We start from the raw sequence: 16,682 nt of genomic DNA, 5'->3' as shown, positions 1-16,682 counted from the left end.
CGCCCCCGATGAGAAGATGGCGTCTGTGCATCCAGGTCTCCCAACCATAGCTGTTTCTGACCCTCCCCGACGTGCTCGTCCAGGCGGGCTTATGCGTCGATGTAATCCTAACCATTGGACGACGGAACCCCACGGGTCTAAAGGCCGCTGCATGGCGATAGGCGTTTTCGACTCCGGCGTGGGCGGACTGACGGTCCACCGCGAACTCACGACCCGCTTTCCGACGCGGGACTTCATCTATCTGGGCGACCAGGCCCACGCCCCCTATGGCGGTCGCGGCGGCGAGGACATCGTCGAGCTGACGCGCGCGGGCTGCGAGCGTCTGTTCGAGGCCGGCGCCTCGGTCGTGGTGCTGGCCTGCAACACGGCCTCGGCCATCGCCCTGCGCCGCCTGCAGCAGACCTGGATTCCGGCGATGCGCGAAAAACTGGGCCGTCCGGTCAACGTCCTGGGCATCATCGTCCCGACCATCGAGGCGGCCACCGGCCTGCCCTGGTCCTATGAGGCCGAACGCAACGGCCGACTGGAAGGCGAGAAGAAGCAGGCAATCGACATCACCGGCGTCTTCTGCACCGCCGCCACGGCCATGAGCCGGGTCTATGAGATCGAGATCGACAAGCGCCGCGAAGACCTGGCCGTCTTCACCGAGCCCTGCCCCGGCCTGGCCGGCCTGATCGAACTGGGCGCCCCGGCCGAGGAACTGAAGGTGGTGGTCGAGGACCACGTCGACGCCCTGCGCCGTCGCATCGGCCGCCACCCGGACAAGGCCATCCTGGGCTGCACCCACTACGAGATCGTCGCCGACCTGTTCGCCGACGCCCTGCCCGCCGGGGTCCAGGTCATCAGCCAGCCCGCCGCCGTGGCCGACTCGCTGGAGCGCTATTTCGCGCGGCACCCGGAATACGACCTGGGATCGTCCGGCCGTCGCGACTTCCTGACCACCGGCACGCCCGGCCCGCAATCGGACCTGATCGCCCGCTTCTGGGGCGCGCCGTTGAGCTTCGACGCGGCCTGATTATTCGGCCGGGCTTGAGCGGCGCTGGCCGAAGGTCGGCGCCCTTTCCTTCTGCTGCGCCCAATAGGCCGGACCGTCGTCAGGCTTGAACATGGTGCGCGGCACGCCGTTGCGGTCCACCACCGCAAAGGTGTTGGTCGAGGCCTGATAATAGAGGGTGTCGCCATTGGGGCGCTTGACCGTCTCGGTCCCCTTGGGCGCCGCCTCGGTGAAGGCCCGCACCTTGCTGAGATACTCATCCGCCGACTTCGCGCCGAAGGCTGCGCCGTTGCGTTCGAACAGACGTTGCACCTTGGCGTCAGCGGTCTCGCGCCGATTGGCCGTCACGGGCGGCTTGACCTCGGGCGCCGCCTCGCCAGCGCCTTCCTCCGACGCCGCAGAGATCAGGGCGACCGGCTCGGCCGTCGTCCGTTCGCGCGTCTGAACCGCCGAACCCCCGCTGTCGCACGCCGCCAGAACCAGCGCCGTGAGCGCCGCCGTCGCCATCTGAATCCGCATGGGTCACCCTCCCTGAAGAACCCGCCGAACACAGGTATGCACAGAGCGCACGTTCGCGCAATGTTCCTACTGACATTTCTGTTTGAAGAAGCCCTGTCTCGACGGCGTCATGTGGTCCCGCTAGAGATTTCCCATGACCGCATCCTCGCTTTCGGGCCGCAAGGTCCTGCTGATCGTCGGCGGCGGCATCGCCGCCTACAAGGCGCTGGAACTGACGCGCCTGCTGAAAAAGGCCGGGGCCGAGGTGATGGCCGTCCTGACCAAGGCCGGGGCCGAGTTCGTCACCCCCATGTCGCTGGCGGCCCTGACCGGCCACCCCGTGCGGCAGGATCTGTTCATGCCGGAAGACGAGACGGCCATGGGCCATATCGAGCTGTCGCGCTGGGCCGATCTGGTGGTGGTGGCGCCGGCGACGGCGGGCCTGATCGCCAAGGCCGCCAACGGCCTGGCCGACGACCTGGCCTCGACCACGCTTCTGGCCACCGACAAGAAGGTGCTGCTGGCCCCGGCCATGAACGTGCGCATGTGGCTGCACCCGGCGGTGCAGGCCAATGTCGAACGGCTCAAGGGCTTCGACGGCTTCCACGGCATGGCCGTGGTCGGCCCTGACGACGGCATCATGGCCTGCGGCGAGTTCGGCCCCGGCCGCATGGCCGAGCCGCCCGTCATCTTCGATGAGATCGCCCGCCTGCTGGACGGACCGGACGGCCGCCCCCTGGCCGGCAAGACCGCCGTGGTCACCGCCGGGCCGACCTTCGAGCCCATCGACCCGGTGCGCGGCCTGACCAACCGTTCCAGCGGCAAGCAGGGCTATGCCGTGGCCGCCGCCCTGGCCGAACTGGGCGCCGAGGTGACCCTGATCTCCGGCCCCGTGGCTCTGGACGCGCCGGTCGGCGTCACCCGCCTCTGGGTCGAGGCCGCCACCGAGATGAAGGCCGCCGTCGAGGCTGCACTTCCGGCCGACATCGCCGTCATGAGCGCCGCCGTCGCCGACTGGCGCGTGGACGGCGTCGCCTCAGGCAAGATCAAGAAGAAGCCGGGCGGCCCCCCGTCCCTGGCCCTGATCGAGAACCCCGACATCCTGGCCGGCGTTTCCGCCCCGGGGCCAAAGCGGCCGAAACTGGTGGTCGGCTTCGCCGCCGAGACCAGCGATCTGGAGGCCAACGCCCGCGCCAAGCTGTCGCGCAAGGGCTGCGACTGGATCGTCGGCAACGACGTCTCGGGCGAGGTCTTCGGCTCCGACGGCAACGCCGTGACCCTGTTCACCCGCGACGGGGCCGAACCCTGGCCGCGCCAGTCCAAGACCGAGGTGGCGAGAAAGCTCGCCGTCCGCATCGCCGATCACTTCAAGGCCTGAGAGAACTCCATGACCACCGTCCGCGTCGAACGCCTGCCCCACGCCGAGGGCCTGGCCCTGCCCGCCTATGAGACGACGGGATCGGCGGGCATGGACCTGCGCGCCGCCGTAGCCGAGTTCGAACCGGTCATCCTGGCGCCGGGCGAGCGCAGACTGATCCCGACCGGCCTGAAGATCGCGCTGGAGCCCGGCTATGAGGCTCAGGTCCGCCCCCGCTCGGGTCTGGCCCTGAAGCATGGCGTCACCTGCCTGAACGCCCCCGGCACCATCGACAGCGACTATCGCGGCGAGGTCGGGGTCATCCTGATCAATCACGGCCAGATCGCCTTCGAGATCAACCGCGGCGAACGCATCGCACAGATGGTCATTGCCCCCTACGCCCAGGCCGTCATGGCCGAGGTCGAGGCCCTGGACGAGACCGCGCGCGGCGCGGGCGGCTTCGGCTCGACCGGACGCTGACCCTCAGACCGCTGACCCGGACGGCGGGGTGATCTCGCGCCTCAGCACGTGCTCGCGCCAGGCGGTATAGAGACCGCTGCCCACGATCAGGGCGGCCCCCGCCAGGGTCGCCGCCGTCGGCGTGTCGCGCAACAGCAGCCAGCCCAGAACCACCGCTCCGACCATCTGCAGATAGTCCAGCGGCGCCAGGGCCGAGACGGGAGCGTGCTGCAAGGACGTCGTCATCAGCAGTTGGGCCAACCCGCCCGCCAAGCCGCCCGCCGCCAGGATGGCCAGCACCCGCCAGCTGTGACTGTGGCCGTCGACCAAGGTCAGGGCGCCGCCCACCAAGGCGCAGGCGATGAAGAACCAGAAGACGATGGCGGTGGCCGATTCCGTCTTGCCCAGTTGGCGCAGGGTGACGGTGACGGAGGCGGCCACGAAGGCCCCGCCCAGGGCGAACATCAGTCCGGCCAGCGGCGGGGCGCCCTCGGCGCCGGGGCGCACCATGACCAGAACGCCCAGAAAGCCCAGCCCCACCGCGGTCCAGCGATGGCGCCCGACCTTCTCCTTCAGGAAGAGGATGGACAGGAGGGTGGCGAAGATCGGCGCCGTGAAGCCGATGGTGGTGGCGTCGGCCAGGGGCAGAAGCCGCAGCCCCTGGAAGATCAGCAGAATGCCGGACACCCCCAGGGCGCAGCGCCAGACGTGCACCATGGGGCGACGGGTCGAAATTGACGCCAGTCCGCCCTTGAGGCTCACCACCCAGATCAAGACGACCGGGAGGCCGAAGATCGAGCGATAGAAGACCATCTCGCCCGCCGATACAGGCTCCAGCGTCGCCGCCCACTTCATCAGGGCGTACATCAGGGAGAAGCTGAGGGCCGACGCGACCCGCAGGGTCATGCCGTAGCTGGCTCCGTGCCGTGTCATCCGCCTGCGATGTCCTCGGCGTTGATGTGGGAGATCATGGGCTTTCTTCGGCGATTGCCGTGAACCCATAGGCCCGATAGGCAGGCAAGCCCACCCCTCTTGAACGGCATGGCCATGGACCTGCAGCAGATCGCCGCCTTCCTGATGGGACTATTTGAACTGGCGCGGTTTCAGCCCGACGCGGGGGCGGCGTCGCTGGCGCTGACGCTCGCTGTCATCGGCGGCCTGGGCATGCGCGACTGGCTCGCGCTCAATGCGACAGCGCGGGACGCGGCTCTCGCCCACATGCTCACCCTGGGGGTGCTGACCCTGGTCATGCGCGACGACTTCGGCATGCCGACCCCGCTGTCGCTGGGGTTCTGGCTGAAGCTGATGATCCTCTTCCTCGGCTATGAGATCGCCATCGCCGGGATCTTCTTCGCCAAGACGGTCGGACGCCGGGTCATTCGCCAGGAGGCGTGAAGGCCAGCGCCCCGCCGGGAACGTCAGGCCTGACGGAAGCCGAGCACGTCCTGCATGTCGTAGAGGCCGGGGCGACGGTTGCGCACCCAGGCGGCGGCGGCCACGGCGCCCTTGGCGAACAGGGAGCGGTCGATGGCCGAGTGCGACAGGGTCAGCAGTTCGTCGTCCGAGCCGAACAGGACCGTATGTTCGCCGATGACGCCGCCGGCCCGCAGGGAGGCGAAACCGATCTTGCCCGGCTCGCGCGGGCCGGTGATGCCGTCATAGGGCGCGGTCTTCAGGTCTTCCAGATCGCGGCCCCGGCCGTTGGCCGCGGCCTCGCCCAGCATCAGGGCGGTGCCCGAAGGCGCGTCCACCTTGCGCCGGTGATGGGTCTCCAGCACCTCGATGTCCCAGTCGCGGCCGTCCAGACGCTGGGCCGCGTGCTCGACCAGGCCAATCAGGATGTTGAGACCCAGCGAAAAGTTGCCGCTGCGGACGATGGCGATCTTCTCGGCCGCCGCCTCAAGCTCCGTATCCTGTTCCGGCGACAGGCCCGTCGAGCCGATGACCAGGGCCGGGCCGCCACGTTCAGCACAGGCCTTGGCCAGGTCGACCGAGGCCTCGGGCGTCGAGAAGTCGATAATGACGTCGCACAGCTTCAGGTCAGGCGTCTCGCCGCGATCAAAACGGGCGGCGACCACCACGTCCTCGCGGGCGTCCAGAACCTGAGAGACGGCGCGGCCCATGCGGCCCCGGGCGCCGGAGATGCCGGCGTGGAAGATGTCGCTCACGCAGTCTCTTTCGGATTGTCAGCGTCGCCGCCCAGAATATCGGCCCAGAACCGCTTGGCCTTGCCCGCGAAACTGGAGTTGCGCGGATTCTGGCTCTCTCCGAACGAGGCCGCAAGCTCCTGCATCAGTTCCTTCTGACGCGGCGTCAGATCGGTCGGGGTTTCCACGAACAGCTCGACCACCAGATCGCCGCGCTGGCGGCCGTTCAGGTGAGGCATGCCCTTGCCCTTGATACGGACGGTCTTGCCGGTCTGGGCGCCGGCGGGCACCTCGACCGTGGCCTTGCACTTGCCGTCGCAGGCCTCGGACACCAGGCAGGGGGCGTCGACCACCCCGCCCAGCGCCGCCACCGTCATCGGCACCGGCACCGTGACCAGCAGGTCCAGGTTGTCGCGCTCGAACAGTTCGTGGTCGTGCACCGACAGGAAGACATAGAGGTCGCCGCGCGGGCCGCCGCGCTGACCGGCCTCGCCTTCGCCCGACAGGCGGATGCGCGAGCCGTCGTCGACGCCGGCGGGGATTCTCAGGCTGAGCTGGCGGTTCTTGCGGACCTGGCCGTGGCCGTGACAGGCGCCGCAGGGGTCGGCGATCATCTCGCCCGAGCCGCCGCAACGGGGGCAGGTGCGCTCGACCTGGAAGAAGCCGTTGGCCTGGCGCACGCGTCCGGCGCCGCCGCAGGTCGAGCAGATGGTCGGCTTGGTCCCGGCCTTGGCGCCCGAACCGTCGCAGACCTCGCAGGTCATGGTGGTGGGGACCGCGATCTCGACCTCGGCCCCCTTGTAGGCCTGCTCCAGGGTGATCTCGAGGTCATAGCGCAGGTCCGAGCCGCGACGCGGTCCCGCCTGCTGCTGACGCCCGCCGCCTCGGCCGCCGAACGCATCGCCAAAGGCGTCGCCGAAGACCTGGGAGAAGATGTCGTTGATATCGTGGAAGCCTTGCCCGCCGCCGCGTCCGAACGGGTCGCCGCCGCCGGCGCCGCCGTTCACGCCCGCATGACCGAACCGGTCATAGGCCGCGCGCTTCTGATCGTCCGACAGCACCGTATAGGCCTCGGAGATTTCCTTGAACTGGGCGAGGGATTCTTCGGAGCCGCCGTTGCGGTCCGGGTGGTGGATCATGGCCAGCTTGCGATAGGCCGACTTCAGGCCCGGCGCGTCGATGGTCCGTTCGACCCCCAGAATCTCGTAATAGTCACGCTGCGCCATCAGGCGTTCGTCCTCTTACTTTCTCGCGGCGTCCGCCGTCCGTGTTGAGCCCCGGATCGTGCGGTCGCCAATGACCCAATGACCATGTCTGCTGACATGGGCGCCCGGTCGAATGATGCAAGTTTTATGAAACGGCCCCGCCTGCCGTCTGGCAAGCGGGGCCGGTCGTCGTACGTCGCGTTTCGTTACGCGTTCTTCTTGTCGTCTTCGTCCGAGACTTCCTCGAACTCGGCGTCGACCACGCCGTCGTCGGCAGGCGCCTCAGCCGAGGCGCCGTCTTCACCGGCGCCCTGCTGAGCGGCGTACATGGCCTCGCCCAGCTTCATCGAGGCCTGGGCCAGGGTGTTGGTCTTCTCGCGGATGACTTCCGGGTCCGAACCGTCCTTGGCCGACTTCAGATCGTCCAGGGCCGACTGGATGGTGGCCTTGGTGGCGTCGTCGACCTTGTCACCGTGTTCCGACAAGGCCTTCTCGGTCGAGTGGACCAGGCTGTCGGCGCCATTGACGGCCTCGACCAGTTCCTTGCGGACCTTGTCGGCGGCGGCGTTGGCTTCGGCTTCCTTGACCATCTTGTCGATGTCCGCGTCCGACAGGCCGCCGTTGGCCTGAATGCGGATCGACTGCTCCTTGTTGGTCGCCTTGTCCTTGGCGGTGACGTGGACGATGCCGTTGGCGTCGATGTCGAAGGCGACCTCGATCTGCGGCATGCCGCGCGGCGCCGGCGGAATGCCCATCAGGTCGAACTGACCCAGGACCTTGTTGTCGGCGGCCATCGGGCGCTCGCCCTGGAAGACGCGGATCGTCACGGCCGACTGGTTGTCGTCAGCGGTCGAGAAGACCTGGGCCTTCTTGGTCGGGATGGTGGTGTTGCGCTCGATCAGGGGCGTGAAAACGCCGCCCAGGGTTTCGATGCCCAGGGTCAGAGGCGTCACGTCCAGCAGCAGAACGTCCTTGACGTCGCCTTGCAGAACGCCGGCCTGAACGGCGGCGCCCAGGGCCACGACCTCGTCAGGGTTCACGCCCTTGTGCGGCTCCTTGCCGAAGAACTTCTTCACGGCTTCCTGCACGGCGGGCATGCGGGTCATCCCGCCGACCAGAACGACTTCGTCGATGTCCGAGGCCTTGAGGCCCGCGTCCTTCAGCGCCTTGGCGCAGGGCTCGATCGTGCGCTGGATCAGGTCGTCGACCAGGGCTTCCAGCTTGGCGCGCGACAGCTTGATGTTCAGGTGCAGCGGACCCGAGGCGTTCATGGTGATGAACGGCAGGTTGACCTCGTACTGGGCCGTCGAGGACAGCTCCTTCTTGGCCTTCTCGGCTTCTTCCTTCAGGCGCTGCAGAGCCAGCTTGTCGGTCCGCAGATCGACGCCCTGCTCCTTCTTGAACTCGTCGGCCAGGTAGTCGACCAGACGCAGGTCGAAGTCCTCGCCGCCCAGGAAGGTGTCGCCGTTGGTCGACTTCACCTCGAAGACGCCGTCGCCGATTTCCAGGATCGAGACGTCGAAGGTGCCGCCGCCCAGGTCATAGACGGCGATCTTCTGACCTTCGTTCTTCTCCAGGCCATAGGCCAGGGCGGCCGCGGTCGGCTCGTTGATGATGCGCAGGACTTCCAGACCGGCGACCTTACCGGCGTCCTTGGTGGCCTGACGCTGGGCGTCGTTGAAATAGGCCGGAACAGTGATGACGGCCTGGGTCACGGTCTCGCCGAGGTAGGCCTCAGCGGCCTCCTTCATCTTGCCGAGGGTGAAGGCCGAGACCTGCTGGGGCGAATAGTCCTTGCCGTGGGCGCGCACCCAGGCGTCGCCGTTCGGACCCTTGACGATTTCGTAGGGCACCATGCCCTTGTCCTTGGCCACCACCGGGTCATCGAAATTGCGGCCGATCAGGCGCTTGATGGCGAAGAAGGTGTTGGTCGGGTTCGTGACCGCCTGGCGACGCGCAGGCTGGCCGACGAGCACTTCGCCGCTGTCCTGGATCGCCACGACCGACGGGGTCGTGCGGTTGCCTTCGGCGTTCTCGATGACCTTGGGGTTCTTGCCGTCCATGACGGCGACGCACGAGTTGGTCGTGCCGAGGTCGATGCCGATAATCTTGGCCATGAGCTTGTCTTTTCACTCCTTGCGGCGGGCGATGCGGCGGCCTTCGAAAAGCGCCGCGCGTGACCGCCCCCAGTTGGGCTGAAAGCCGTTCCGGTCGTCCGGTCGGGCAGGTTGAATGGTTGCGGTCGAAAGCCCCAGGAACTTCGGGGTTTCTTCCAGACTGGCCCGGATATGGGAAAGACCGCAGGGGCTGCAAGGGTTTCGTGCGGTTCGGGACGGATTCGATGGCGTTTACCGCCATGAACCCTCTCCCGACGGTGAGCCGCCTGGAGAGAGGCCACCTCCCCTGCCGTCACCCCGGACGGCCCGGAGGGGCGATCCGGGGCCCAGGCCCGGGATCCGAAGACGGCGCGGCGGAATGTCGGACGTCTGGGTTCCGGGTTCGCTTCGCGCCCCGGAATGACGGCAGAGGGGGCGAGACGCCTTCTCCCATCGGAGGAAGGGTCTTAAATGGCGAGCATGTCTCCGCCCCGCGAAACCCCGACCGGCCTGCCCGGCTTTCGCCTGTGGCCGGGCGCTCTGGATGCGGCGGCGCAAGCCTCTCTGCTGGCCGAGGTGCTGGCGACGACGGAGGCGGCCCCCTTCTATCGCCCTGTGACGCCCGGCGGTCGGCCCTTCTCGGTGGAGATGACGGGGATGGGGCCCCTGGCCTGGGTCTCAGATCGGGCGGGCTATCGCTATCAGCCGACCCATCCGGTCACCGACGCGCCCTGGCCGCCCATGCCCCAGACGCTGCTCGACCTGTGGGACGCCCTGACCGGCTGGCCCGCCCCGCCCGACGCCTGCCTGGTCAACCTCTATCGCGGCGAGGCGAAGATGGGCCTGCATCAGGATCGCGACGAAGCCGACCTGACCGCCCCGGTCCTGTCGGTGTCGCTGGGCGACACGGCGGTCTTCCGCATCGGCCCGGCCGAGGGCGGCAGGACCCAGAGCCTGAAGCTGGCCTCGGGCGACGTCTGCGCCCTGACGGGACCCGCCCGTCTGGCGCGCCACGGGATCGACCGGCTGCTGGCCGGGTCGTCGCAGCTGGTGCCCGGCGGCGGGCGCATCAATCTGACCCTGCGTCGCGCCCTCTGGCGTCTCGGGGATCGGGACTCGACGGGAGGTTGAAAGCCGGGCCACAGTCGCGCCCTCAAACAGTCGGAGACGCGCGATGCCCCTGATCACCCGGCCCGAGGGCCTGAGCCCCGACCAGATCGCCCCCAGCCGCCGCAGCCTGGGCGTGGCCACGGCCGGCGGCCTGATGTTCGCCGCCTACGCCCCCGCCGCCCTCAGCCAGGCGGCCAGTCCCGTGACGACCGACAGCACCGGCCTGATCGCCCACACCGTCTCTTTCCCCGCCCCCGACGGTTTCGAGCTGCCCGCCTATGTCGCCCGGCCCGAGGGCGAAGGCCCCTTCCCCGTCGTCATCGTCGTGTCCGAGATCTTCGGCGTGCACGAGTACATCCGCGACATCTGCCGCCGCCTGGCCAAGGCCGGCTACGCCGCCGTCGCCCCGGCCTTCTTCGTCCGCAAGGCCGACCCGGCCCCGCTCAGCGACATGTCGGCCATCATGGCCATCGTCGGGGCCGCCGGTTACGACCAGGTCATGGGCGATGTGGGCGCCGCGCTGGAGTGGATCGGCCTTCAGTCCTGGGCCAGGGCCGACAAGGTCGGGATCACCGGCTTCTGCTGGGGCGGCAAGGTGGTGTGGCAGGCCTGCGCCCGCTTCGCCGTCCTCGACGCCGGGGTCGCCTGGTATGGCCGCCTGGCCCCCGCCGCCACGGCGACCGACGAACAGAAGACAGTGGGCCGCCCCTGGCCCGTCGACCTGGCGGCTGATCTCCAGGCCCCGGTGCTCGGCCTCTACGGTGGTCAGGACGGCGGCATTCCCGTCGCCAGCGTCGAGACCATGCGCGCGGCCCTGACCGCCGCTGGACAGAGCGACAGCGAGATCGTGGTCTATCCCGACGCCCCGCACGGCTTCCACGCCGACTACCGCGCCAGCTACCGCGAGGCGGACGCCAAGGATGGGTGGCGAAGGTTGCTGGCGTTTTTCAACACCCGCTTGAAATAGCACGGCGCTTTTTTCCGTCATTCCGGGGCGCGAAGCGAACCCGGAACCCAGACGCCGGATGTTTCACCGCCCACGCCATTGAAGCCGCCGCCTGGCCCCCGGATCGTCCCTTCGGGCCGTCCGGGGTGACGGCAGGAAGGGGCACAAAAGAAAACGGCCCGGAGCGTCTGCTCCGGGCCGTCGTCGTTTTCTGCTCAGAAGACCATCACGCCTTGGCGTCGAAATTCCCGCCCGTCGTATTGGCTTCCGAATAGGCGCCGCCCGCCGGGCCAGAACCCTTGGCGGCCACCGCCACCATGGCCGCGCGCACGGTGCGGCCGAACAGGGCGTAGCCCGGCTGCAGGGTCTGGATCACCGTGCCGCCTGGCACGCTGTCCGAGGGCTGCTCCATCACGGCCTGATGCAGGTGGGGGTCGAAGGCCTCGCCCGGCTGGGGCGCCACGCGGGTCAGGCCGTTGGATTCAAAGGCCGACAGCAGGGACTTCTGCGTCAGCTCCAGGCCGGTGACCATGGCGGCGGCGGCGCTGTCGGCCTCGGCCGTTTCCAGCACCTTGGGCGCCGACAACAGGCCGCGCTCCAGGGTGTCGGCCACGCTCAGCAGGTCCTTGGCGAAGCGCTGGATGGCGTAGGCGCGGGCGTCGTTGGCCTGGGTCTCGGCGCGGCGCTTGATGTTCTCGGCGTCGGCCACGGCGCGCAGGGCGCGGTCCTTCCACTGGTCACGCTCGGCGATCAGGGCGTCGATCACGGCCATGTCGCCGTCGTCAGCGCCTTCGGCTGCGGCATCGATGGCGGATTCTCCCATGTCCTGCTCGAGTTGGTCGCGGGTCTCGTCGTTGATGTCGTTCACGTCTCTTGTCCGTCCAGAATCCGCCCCAGCACCCGGGCGGTGTAATCCACCAACGGTATGACACGGGCATAGTTCAGTCTTGCAGGGCCGATGACGCCGATGGCGCCCAGCATCCGCTGCCGACCCGTCATATAGGGCGCCGCGATCACGGCGGAACCCGAAAGCGAAAACAAGCGTGTTTCGGCGCCGATGAAGATGCGCACGCCCTGGGCCGCGCCGACCCCGTCCAAAAGGCCGATCAGCTGTTCCTTCTGCTCCAGATCGTCGAACAGGACGCGGACCCGCTCCAGATCCTCGAGCGCCTGCGCGTCCTGCAACAGGTTGGCGCGGCCGCGCACGATCAGGGCCCGATCCCGCTCGCCCCCGCCCGACCAGGCGGCCAGACCATCCTCGACCAGGCGCGCGGCGGCGGCGTTCAGTTCCGACCGGGCGGCGTCCAGTTCGGCGCTCATCTCGGTGCGCGCCTCGGCCAGGGGGCGACCCTTGAGCCGGGCGTTGAGGAAGTTGGAAGCCTCGCTCAGCGTCGAGGGCGTCACCCCCGCCGACAGGGGCATCAACCGGTTCTCGACCGTGCCGTCGTCCCCGACCAGAACGGCCAGGGCCTGATCATGGCCCAGGGCCACGAACTCGACGTGCTTGACGCCTGCGTCGCGCACCGGGCTGGCGACGATGCCCGCCCCGCCGGCCATGCCGGACAGCAGGTTGGTGGCGGCGTCCAGCGCCTCCTCAAAGTTGCGGCCCTTCCCCGCCAGGCGGGCGTCGATCTCGCGCCGCTCGTCCTGGCCGATGTCCCCGACCTCCAGCAGACCGTCGACGAACAGGCGCAACCCCGCGTGGGTCGGCACCCGTCCCGCCGAGGTGTGGGGCGAGGCCAGTAGGCCCGCCAGGGTCAGATCCTGCATGGTGTTGCGGATCGAGGCCGGCGACAGGGCCAGCCCCCCGCGTGAGATGGTGCGCGACCCGACCGGCTCGCCCGTCTCCAGATAGGTCTCGACGATGCGACGGAAGATGTCGCGCGCGCGCGCGTCCAACGTCCCCAGGCCAGCGGGGGCGCTTCCGAACGGCGACGGATGGGGGGCATACAGGCTCACGCTTTCAGGATAAGCACGCCCTGCTCTGGTTCCAAGGAAATCCCATGCGCCCGTCTGAACGCACCCCCGAACAACTCCGCACCGTCACGCTGGAGACCGGCGTCAACCGCTATGCCGAGGGCTCGTGCCTGGTCTCGTTCGGCCACACCAAGGTGCTGTGCACCGCCTCGATCGAGGAAAAGGTGCCGGGCTGGATGCGCAACACCGGCCAGGGCTGGGTCACGGCCGAATACGGCATGCTGCCCCGCGCCACCCACACGCGCGGCCGTCGCGAAGCCGCCGCCGGCAAGCAGTCGGGCCGCACGCAGGAAATCCAGCGCCTGATCGGCCGCAGCCTGCGCGCCGTGGTCGACCTCAAGGCCCTGGGCGAGCGTCAGGTCCTGATCGACTGCGACGTCATCCAGGCCGACGGCGGCACCCGCACCGCCTCGATCACCGGCGCCTGGGTGGCCATGGCTGTGGCGCTCAACTATCTCAAGGACGAGGGCGTGCTGAAGGCCGACCCCATCATCGATCAGGTCGCGGCCGTGTCGTGCGGCATCTTCAACGACCTGCCGGTTCTGGACCTCGACTATGAGGAAGACTCCACCGCCGAGGCCGATTCCAACTTCGTCCTGACCGGCGCCGGCGGCATCGTCGAAATCCAGGCCACCGGCGAGAAGCGCGGCTTCTCGCGTCCCGAGTTCGACCGCCTGTTCGAACTGGCCGGCATCGGCTGCGCCGAACTGTTCGCCCTGCAACGCGCCGCCCTGGCCAAGTAGGCCGCCCATATCGAAGACTAGGCCGCGAGGGCCGATCAAGGCATGGTGGCGTCTCCCGCGAACGGAGACTGCCTCATGCGCCCCGCCCTCGCCGCCTCTCTTCTGGCCCTGACGGCCGCCCTGCTGACCGGTTGCGGCCAGCCCGCGCCCGCCGAACCGCCGCAGCCCGCGGGCGTGGACACCCGGCTGTCGCAGGAACCAATCGACGCCGTGCCGCTCAAGGACGCGCCCGCGCCGGTCTCGCCGCCCAAGCCCAAGCCTGATCTCAAGCCAGAAGCCGTCGCGCCGGAACCTGAGCCGACCAAAACCGAGACGCCCGCCGTCACGCCTGTCGGGGAGCCCGGCTCCTGCCTGGCCGAGATCGGCGAGGCCCGCTCAAAACGTCTGGTCGAACGCTGCATCGCTGTCAGCCCCGCGACCCGTCCGCCGTGCAACAGCGCCAACCCCTGCGACATGATCCAGGGCGAGATCGACCGCTCCTGCGCCATGTATGGGGCGGACGAGGCCAAGCCCAAAGAATGCGCCAACTGATCCCTCTCCCTCCCCTTCATGGGGAGGGTGGTCGCGTAGCAACCGGGTGGTGAGGGCGTGGTGATACCGGGCGCGGCGGCCAATCAGCGAAGGCGCCCCCACTCGACTTCGCCCTGCGGGCTCAGCCACCCTCCCCATGAAGGGAAGGGAGAAACGCGCTCAAGCAGCGCGCGGCCGCGTCGCGCGCGATAGCGCCCTAAGAAAAAGGCCCCGCTGTTTCCAGCGGGGCCTTCTTCATTTCAACCGTGAGGCCTAGTCGCGACGGCGACGGCCACGATCGCCACCGCGATCGCCTTCACGCTTGGGACGGCCGCCGGTGTCTTCCGACAGCGGGGCTTCACCGCGTTCAGCGCGCTCGGCGTTGATCTTGTCGGTGATGTCTTCGCCGGTTTCCTGATCGACGACCTTCATCGACAGCTTGGTCTTGCCGCGATCGTCGAAGCCCAGGAACTTGACCTTGACCTCTTGGCCTTCCGACAGGACGTCGGCCGGGTTGGCGACGCGTTCCAGAGCGATCTGGGACACGTGGACCAGGCCGTCCTTGGCGCCGAAGAAGTTCACGAAGGCGCCGAAGTCGACGACCTTCACGACCTTGCCGGAGTAGATCATGCCCAGCTCGGGTTCCGAGGCGATGGACTGGATCCAGGCCTTGGCGGCGTCGATCTTCTCCTGGTCGTTGGCGGCGACCTTGATGGTGCCGTCATCGCCGATGTCGATCTTGGCGCCGGTCTTCTCGACGATCTCGCGGATGACCTTGCCGCCCGAACCGATCACTTCACGGATCTTGTCGACCGGGATCTTGATGGTTTCGATCTTGGGAGCGTGCTCGCCCAGCTCGGCGCGCGGGGCGTCCATGGCCTTCGACATTTCGTCGAGGATGTGCAGACGGCCGGCCGAAGCCTGCGTCAGGGCCTGTTCCATGATCTCCTTGGTGATGCCGGCGACCTTGATGTCCATCTGAAGGCTGGTGATGCCTTCCGACGTGCCGGCGACCTTGAAGTCCATGTCGCCCAGGTGATCTTCGTCACCCAGGATGTCCGACAGGATGGCGAACTCGCCCGACGGCTCCAGAATCAGACCCATGGCGATGCCCGAGACCGGACGGACCAGCGGCACGCCGGCGTCCATCAGGGCCAGGGACGATCCGCAGACCGTGGCCATCGAGGACGAGCCGTTGGACTCGGTGATCTCGGAGACCAGACGGATGGTGTAGGGGAAGTCTTCCTTGGTCGGCAGCATCGGACGGATCGCGCGCCAGGCCAGCTTGCCGTGACCGATTTCGCGACGGCCGGGCGAACCCATGCGGCCCGCTTCACCCACCGAATAGGGGGGGAAGTTGTAGTGCAGCAGGAAGGACTCCTTGTAGGTGCCCTGCAGGCTGTCGATGTACTGCTCGTCCTCGCCGGTGCCGAGGGTGGCGACGACCAGGGCCTGGGTTTCGCCGCGCGTGAACAGCGACGAACCGTGGGTGCGCGGCAGGACGCCGACTTCCGAAACGATGGCGCGGACCTTGTCGAGGGCGCGGCCGTCGACGCGGTGCGCGTTCTCGATGATGTCGCGACGCAGGACGTCGGCTTCACATTCCTTGAAGGCGGCCGAGAACTTGGAGCTGTCAACGCCCTCGGGGTTCTCGTCGGTCTTCACCAGGGCGGCGGCGGCGGTCTTCTTGGCCGCGTCGACGCCCGAACGGCGCTCATACTTGCCCGGATGGGCGTAGGCGGCCTTGATGTCCTCGCCGACCAGCTTCTTGATCGAGGCGACGACGTCGGAGTGGTCTTCGGCCTGGAAGTCGAAGGGTTCCTTGGCGGCGTGTTCGGCCAGGTCGATGATGGCGTCGATGACCGGCTGCATGCCCGCGTGTGCGAACATCAGGGCCTCGAGCATCTTCTCTTCCGACAGCTCCTTGGCTTCGGATTCGACCATCATCAGGGCGTCTTGCGTACCGGCGACGACCAGGTCCAGCGAGCTCTCGCCCATCTGGTCAACGGCCGGGTTCAGCACCAGCTCGCCGTCGATCAGGCCGACGCGCGCGGCGCCGATGGGGCCCATGAAGGGCACGCCCGAAATGGTCAGGGCGGCCGAGGCGGCGACCATGCCCAGGACGTCCGGATCGTTTTCCATGTCGTGCTGCAGCACGGTGATGACGACCTGGGTCTCGTTCTTGAAGCCCTTGACGAACAGGGGGCGGATCGGACGGTCGATCAGGCGCGAGACCAGGGTCTCTTTTTCCGACGGACGGCCTTCACGCTTGAAGTAGCCGCCCGGAATCTTGCCGGCGGCGAACGTCTTCTCTTGGTAGTTGACGGTCAGCGGGAAGAAATCCAGGCCCGGCTTGGGCTGGCGGCCATAGACGACGGTGGCCAGGACCACGGTCTCGCCGTAGGTCGCCAGAACGGCGCCGTCAGCCTGACGGGCGATGCGGCCGGTTTCCAGCGTCAGCGGGCGGCCGGCCCACTCGATCGTCTTGCGTTTGATATCGAACATTTTTCTTCTTTCGTCTCCCGCGGGCGTATTCCCGGCGGGGGTGTGTGGAGCCTCGGGCTGTTCCGTCCCTTGGTCCCCGAAAACCCGGTCGCGCCATCGCGTCCGGAGGGTGGTGCAAGAACCATCCTGGCCCTC

General features: G+C 68.2%; 16 protein-coding genes. 8 read left to right on the top strand and 8 right to left on the bottom strand.

Annotated features, from left to right (window positions below; all coding sequences use genetic code 11):
• Nucleotides 1-151: 151 nt before the first annotated feature.
• Nucleotides 152-1,015, top strand: coding sequence for a glutamate racemase (locus tag CQ039_RS15000; protein WP_105564598.1), 864 nt, complete (start codon nucleotides 152-154; stop codon nucleotides 1,013-1,015).
• Here the strand turns inward: CQ039_RS15000 and CQ039_RS14995 are convergent, their stop codons facing one another.
• Nucleotides 1,016-1,513 (bottom strand): S-type pyocin family protein, encoded by a 498-nt coding sequence (locus CQ039_RS14995; protein WP_233190313.1) that lies wholly within the window; start codon nucleotides 1,511-1,513, stop codon nucleotides 1,016-1,018.
• Nucleotides 1,514-1,646: 133 nt separating this feature from the next.
• On the opposite strand from CQ039_RS14995, the gene coaBC reads away from it, so the two are divergent.
• On the top strand, nucleotides 1,647-2,870 hold the full coding sequence (coaBC, locus tag CQ039_RS14990) for a bifunctional phosphopantothenoylcysteine decarboxylase/phosphopantothenate--cysteine ligase CoaBC (RefSeq protein ID WP_105564597.1): 1,224 nt from the start codon (nucleotides 1,647-1,649) through the stop codon (nucleotides 2,868-2,870).
• 9 nt (nucleotides 2,871-2,879) lie between these two features.
• The gene (dut, locus tag CQ039_RS14985) at nucleotides 2,880-3,329 is read left to right on the top strand and encodes a dUTP diphosphatase (RefSeq protein WP_105564596.1); all 450 of its coding nucleotides are present in this window, start codon (nucleotides 2,880-2,882) and stop codon (nucleotides 3,327-3,329) included.
• Between the two features lie 3 nt (nucleotides 3,330-3,332).
• Here the strand turns inward: dut and CQ039_RS14980 are convergent, their stop codons facing one another.
• The gene (locus CQ039_RS14980) at nucleotides 3,333-4,214 is read right to left on the bottom strand and encodes a DMT family transporter (RefSeq protein WP_233190312.1); all 882 of its coding nucleotides are present in this window, start codon (nucleotides 4,212-4,214) and stop codon (nucleotides 3,333-3,335) included.
• Nucleotides 4,215-4,349: 135 nt separating this feature from the next.
• Between CQ039_RS14980 and CQ039_RS14975 the strand changes: the two genes are divergently transcribed.
• Nucleotides 4,350-4,703 (top strand): hypothetical protein, encoded by a 354-nt coding sequence (locus CQ039_RS14975; RefSeq protein ID WP_105568039.1) that lies wholly within the window; start codon nucleotides 4,350-4,352, stop codon nucleotides 4,701-4,703.
• Nucleotides 4,704-4,726: 23 nt separating this feature from the next.
• Here the strand turns inward: CQ039_RS14975 and dapB are convergent, their stop codons facing one another.
• The 3 genes from dapB to dnaK form a co-directional block, all read right to left on the bottom strand.
• Nucleotides 4,727-5,476, bottom strand: a complete 750-nt coding sequence (dapB, locus tag CQ039_RS14970; protein ID WP_105564593.1) for a 4-hydroxy-tetrahydrodipicolinate reductase — start codon at nucleotides 5,474-5,476, stop codon at nucleotides 4,727-4,729.
• On the bottom strand, nucleotides 5,473-6,681 hold the full coding sequence (dnaJ, locus tag CQ039_RS14965; RefSeq protein ID WP_105564592.1) for a molecular chaperone DnaJ: 1,209 nt from the start codon (nucleotides 6,679-6,681) through the stop codon (nucleotides 5,473-5,475). Before dnaJ ends, dapB begins: the two co-directional genes overlap by 4 nt.
• A 185-nt stretch (nucleotides 6,682-6,866) precedes the next feature.
• Nucleotides 6,867-8,777: a molecular chaperone DnaK gene (gene dnaK, locus CQ039_RS14960; RefSeq protein ID WP_105564591.1), complete on the bottom strand. Its 1,911-nt coding sequence runs from the start codon at nucleotides 8,775-8,777 to the stop codon at nucleotides 6,867-6,869.
• Nucleotides 8,778-9,236: 459 nt separating this feature from the next.
• On the opposite strand from dnaK, the gene CQ039_RS14955 reads away from it, so the two are divergent.
• Both CQ039_RS14955 and CQ039_RS14950 read left to right on the top strand, forming a co-directional pair.
• Complete coding sequence (locus CQ039_RS14955) at nucleotides 9,237-9,887, top strand: alpha-ketoglutarate-dependent dioxygenase AlkB (protein WP_105564608.1); 651 nt, start codon at nucleotides 9,237-9,239, stop codon at nucleotides 9,885-9,887.
• A gap of 43 nt (nucleotides 9,888-9,930) precedes the next feature.
• Nucleotides 9,931-10,833 (top strand): dienelactone hydrolase family protein, encoded by a 903-nt coding sequence (locus CQ039_RS14950; RefSeq protein ID WP_105564590.1) that lies wholly within the window; start codon nucleotides 9,931-9,933, stop codon nucleotides 10,831-10,833.
• A 205-nt stretch (nucleotides 10,834-11,038) separates the two neighbouring features.
• Here the strand turns inward: CQ039_RS14950 and grpE are convergent, their stop codons facing one another.
• Together grpE and hrcA are read right to left on the bottom strand one after the other, a co-directional pair.
• Nucleotides 11,039-11,635, bottom strand: a complete 597-nt coding sequence (gene grpE, locus CQ039_RS14945; protein WP_199183665.1) for a nucleotide exchange factor GrpE — start codon at nucleotides 11,633-11,635, stop codon at nucleotides 11,039-11,041.
• 41 nt (nucleotides 11,636-11,676) lie between these two features.
• Nucleotides 11,677-12,765, bottom strand: coding sequence for a heat-inducible transcriptional repressor HrcA (gene hrcA / locus CQ039_RS14940; RefSeq protein ID WP_369831567.1), 1,089 nt, complete (start codon nucleotides 12,763-12,765; stop codon nucleotides 11,677-11,679).
• A gap of 50 nt (nucleotides 12,766-12,815) precedes the next feature.
• Between hrcA and rph the strand changes: the two genes are divergently transcribed.
• Both rph and CQ039_RS14930 read left to right on the top strand, forming a co-directional pair.
• Complete coding sequence (rph, locus tag CQ039_RS14935; RefSeq protein WP_105564588.1) at nucleotides 12,816-13,532, top strand: ribonuclease PH; 717 nt, start codon at nucleotides 12,816-12,818, stop codon at nucleotides 13,530-13,532.
• A gap of 75 nt (nucleotides 13,533-13,607) precedes the next feature.
• Nucleotides 13,608-14,063 (top strand): hypothetical protein, encoded by a 456-nt coding sequence (locus CQ039_RS14930; RefSeq protein WP_105564587.1) that lies wholly within the window; start codon nucleotides 13,608-13,610, stop codon nucleotides 14,061-14,063.
• Between the two features lie 252 nt (nucleotides 14,064-14,315).
• Here the strand turns inward: CQ039_RS14930 and pnp are convergent, their stop codons facing one another.
• Nucleotides 14,316-16,547 carry a polyribonucleotide nucleotidyltransferase gene (gene pnp, locus CQ039_RS14925; RefSeq protein WP_105564586.1) on the bottom strand — a complete coding sequence of 744 codons (2,232 nt, stop codon included), beginning with the start codon at nucleotides 16,545-16,547 and terminating at the stop codon, nucleotides 14,316-14,318.
• Nucleotides 16,548-16,682 lie beyond the last annotated feature (135 nt).

It is taken from the genome of Brevundimonas sp. MYb52 (assembly GCF_002979535.1).
GTDB lineage: Bacteria > Pseudomonadota > Alphaproteobacteria > Caulobacterales > Caulobacteraceae > Brevundimonas.
This window is presented reverse-complemented; position numbering and strand designations above follow the sequence as displayed.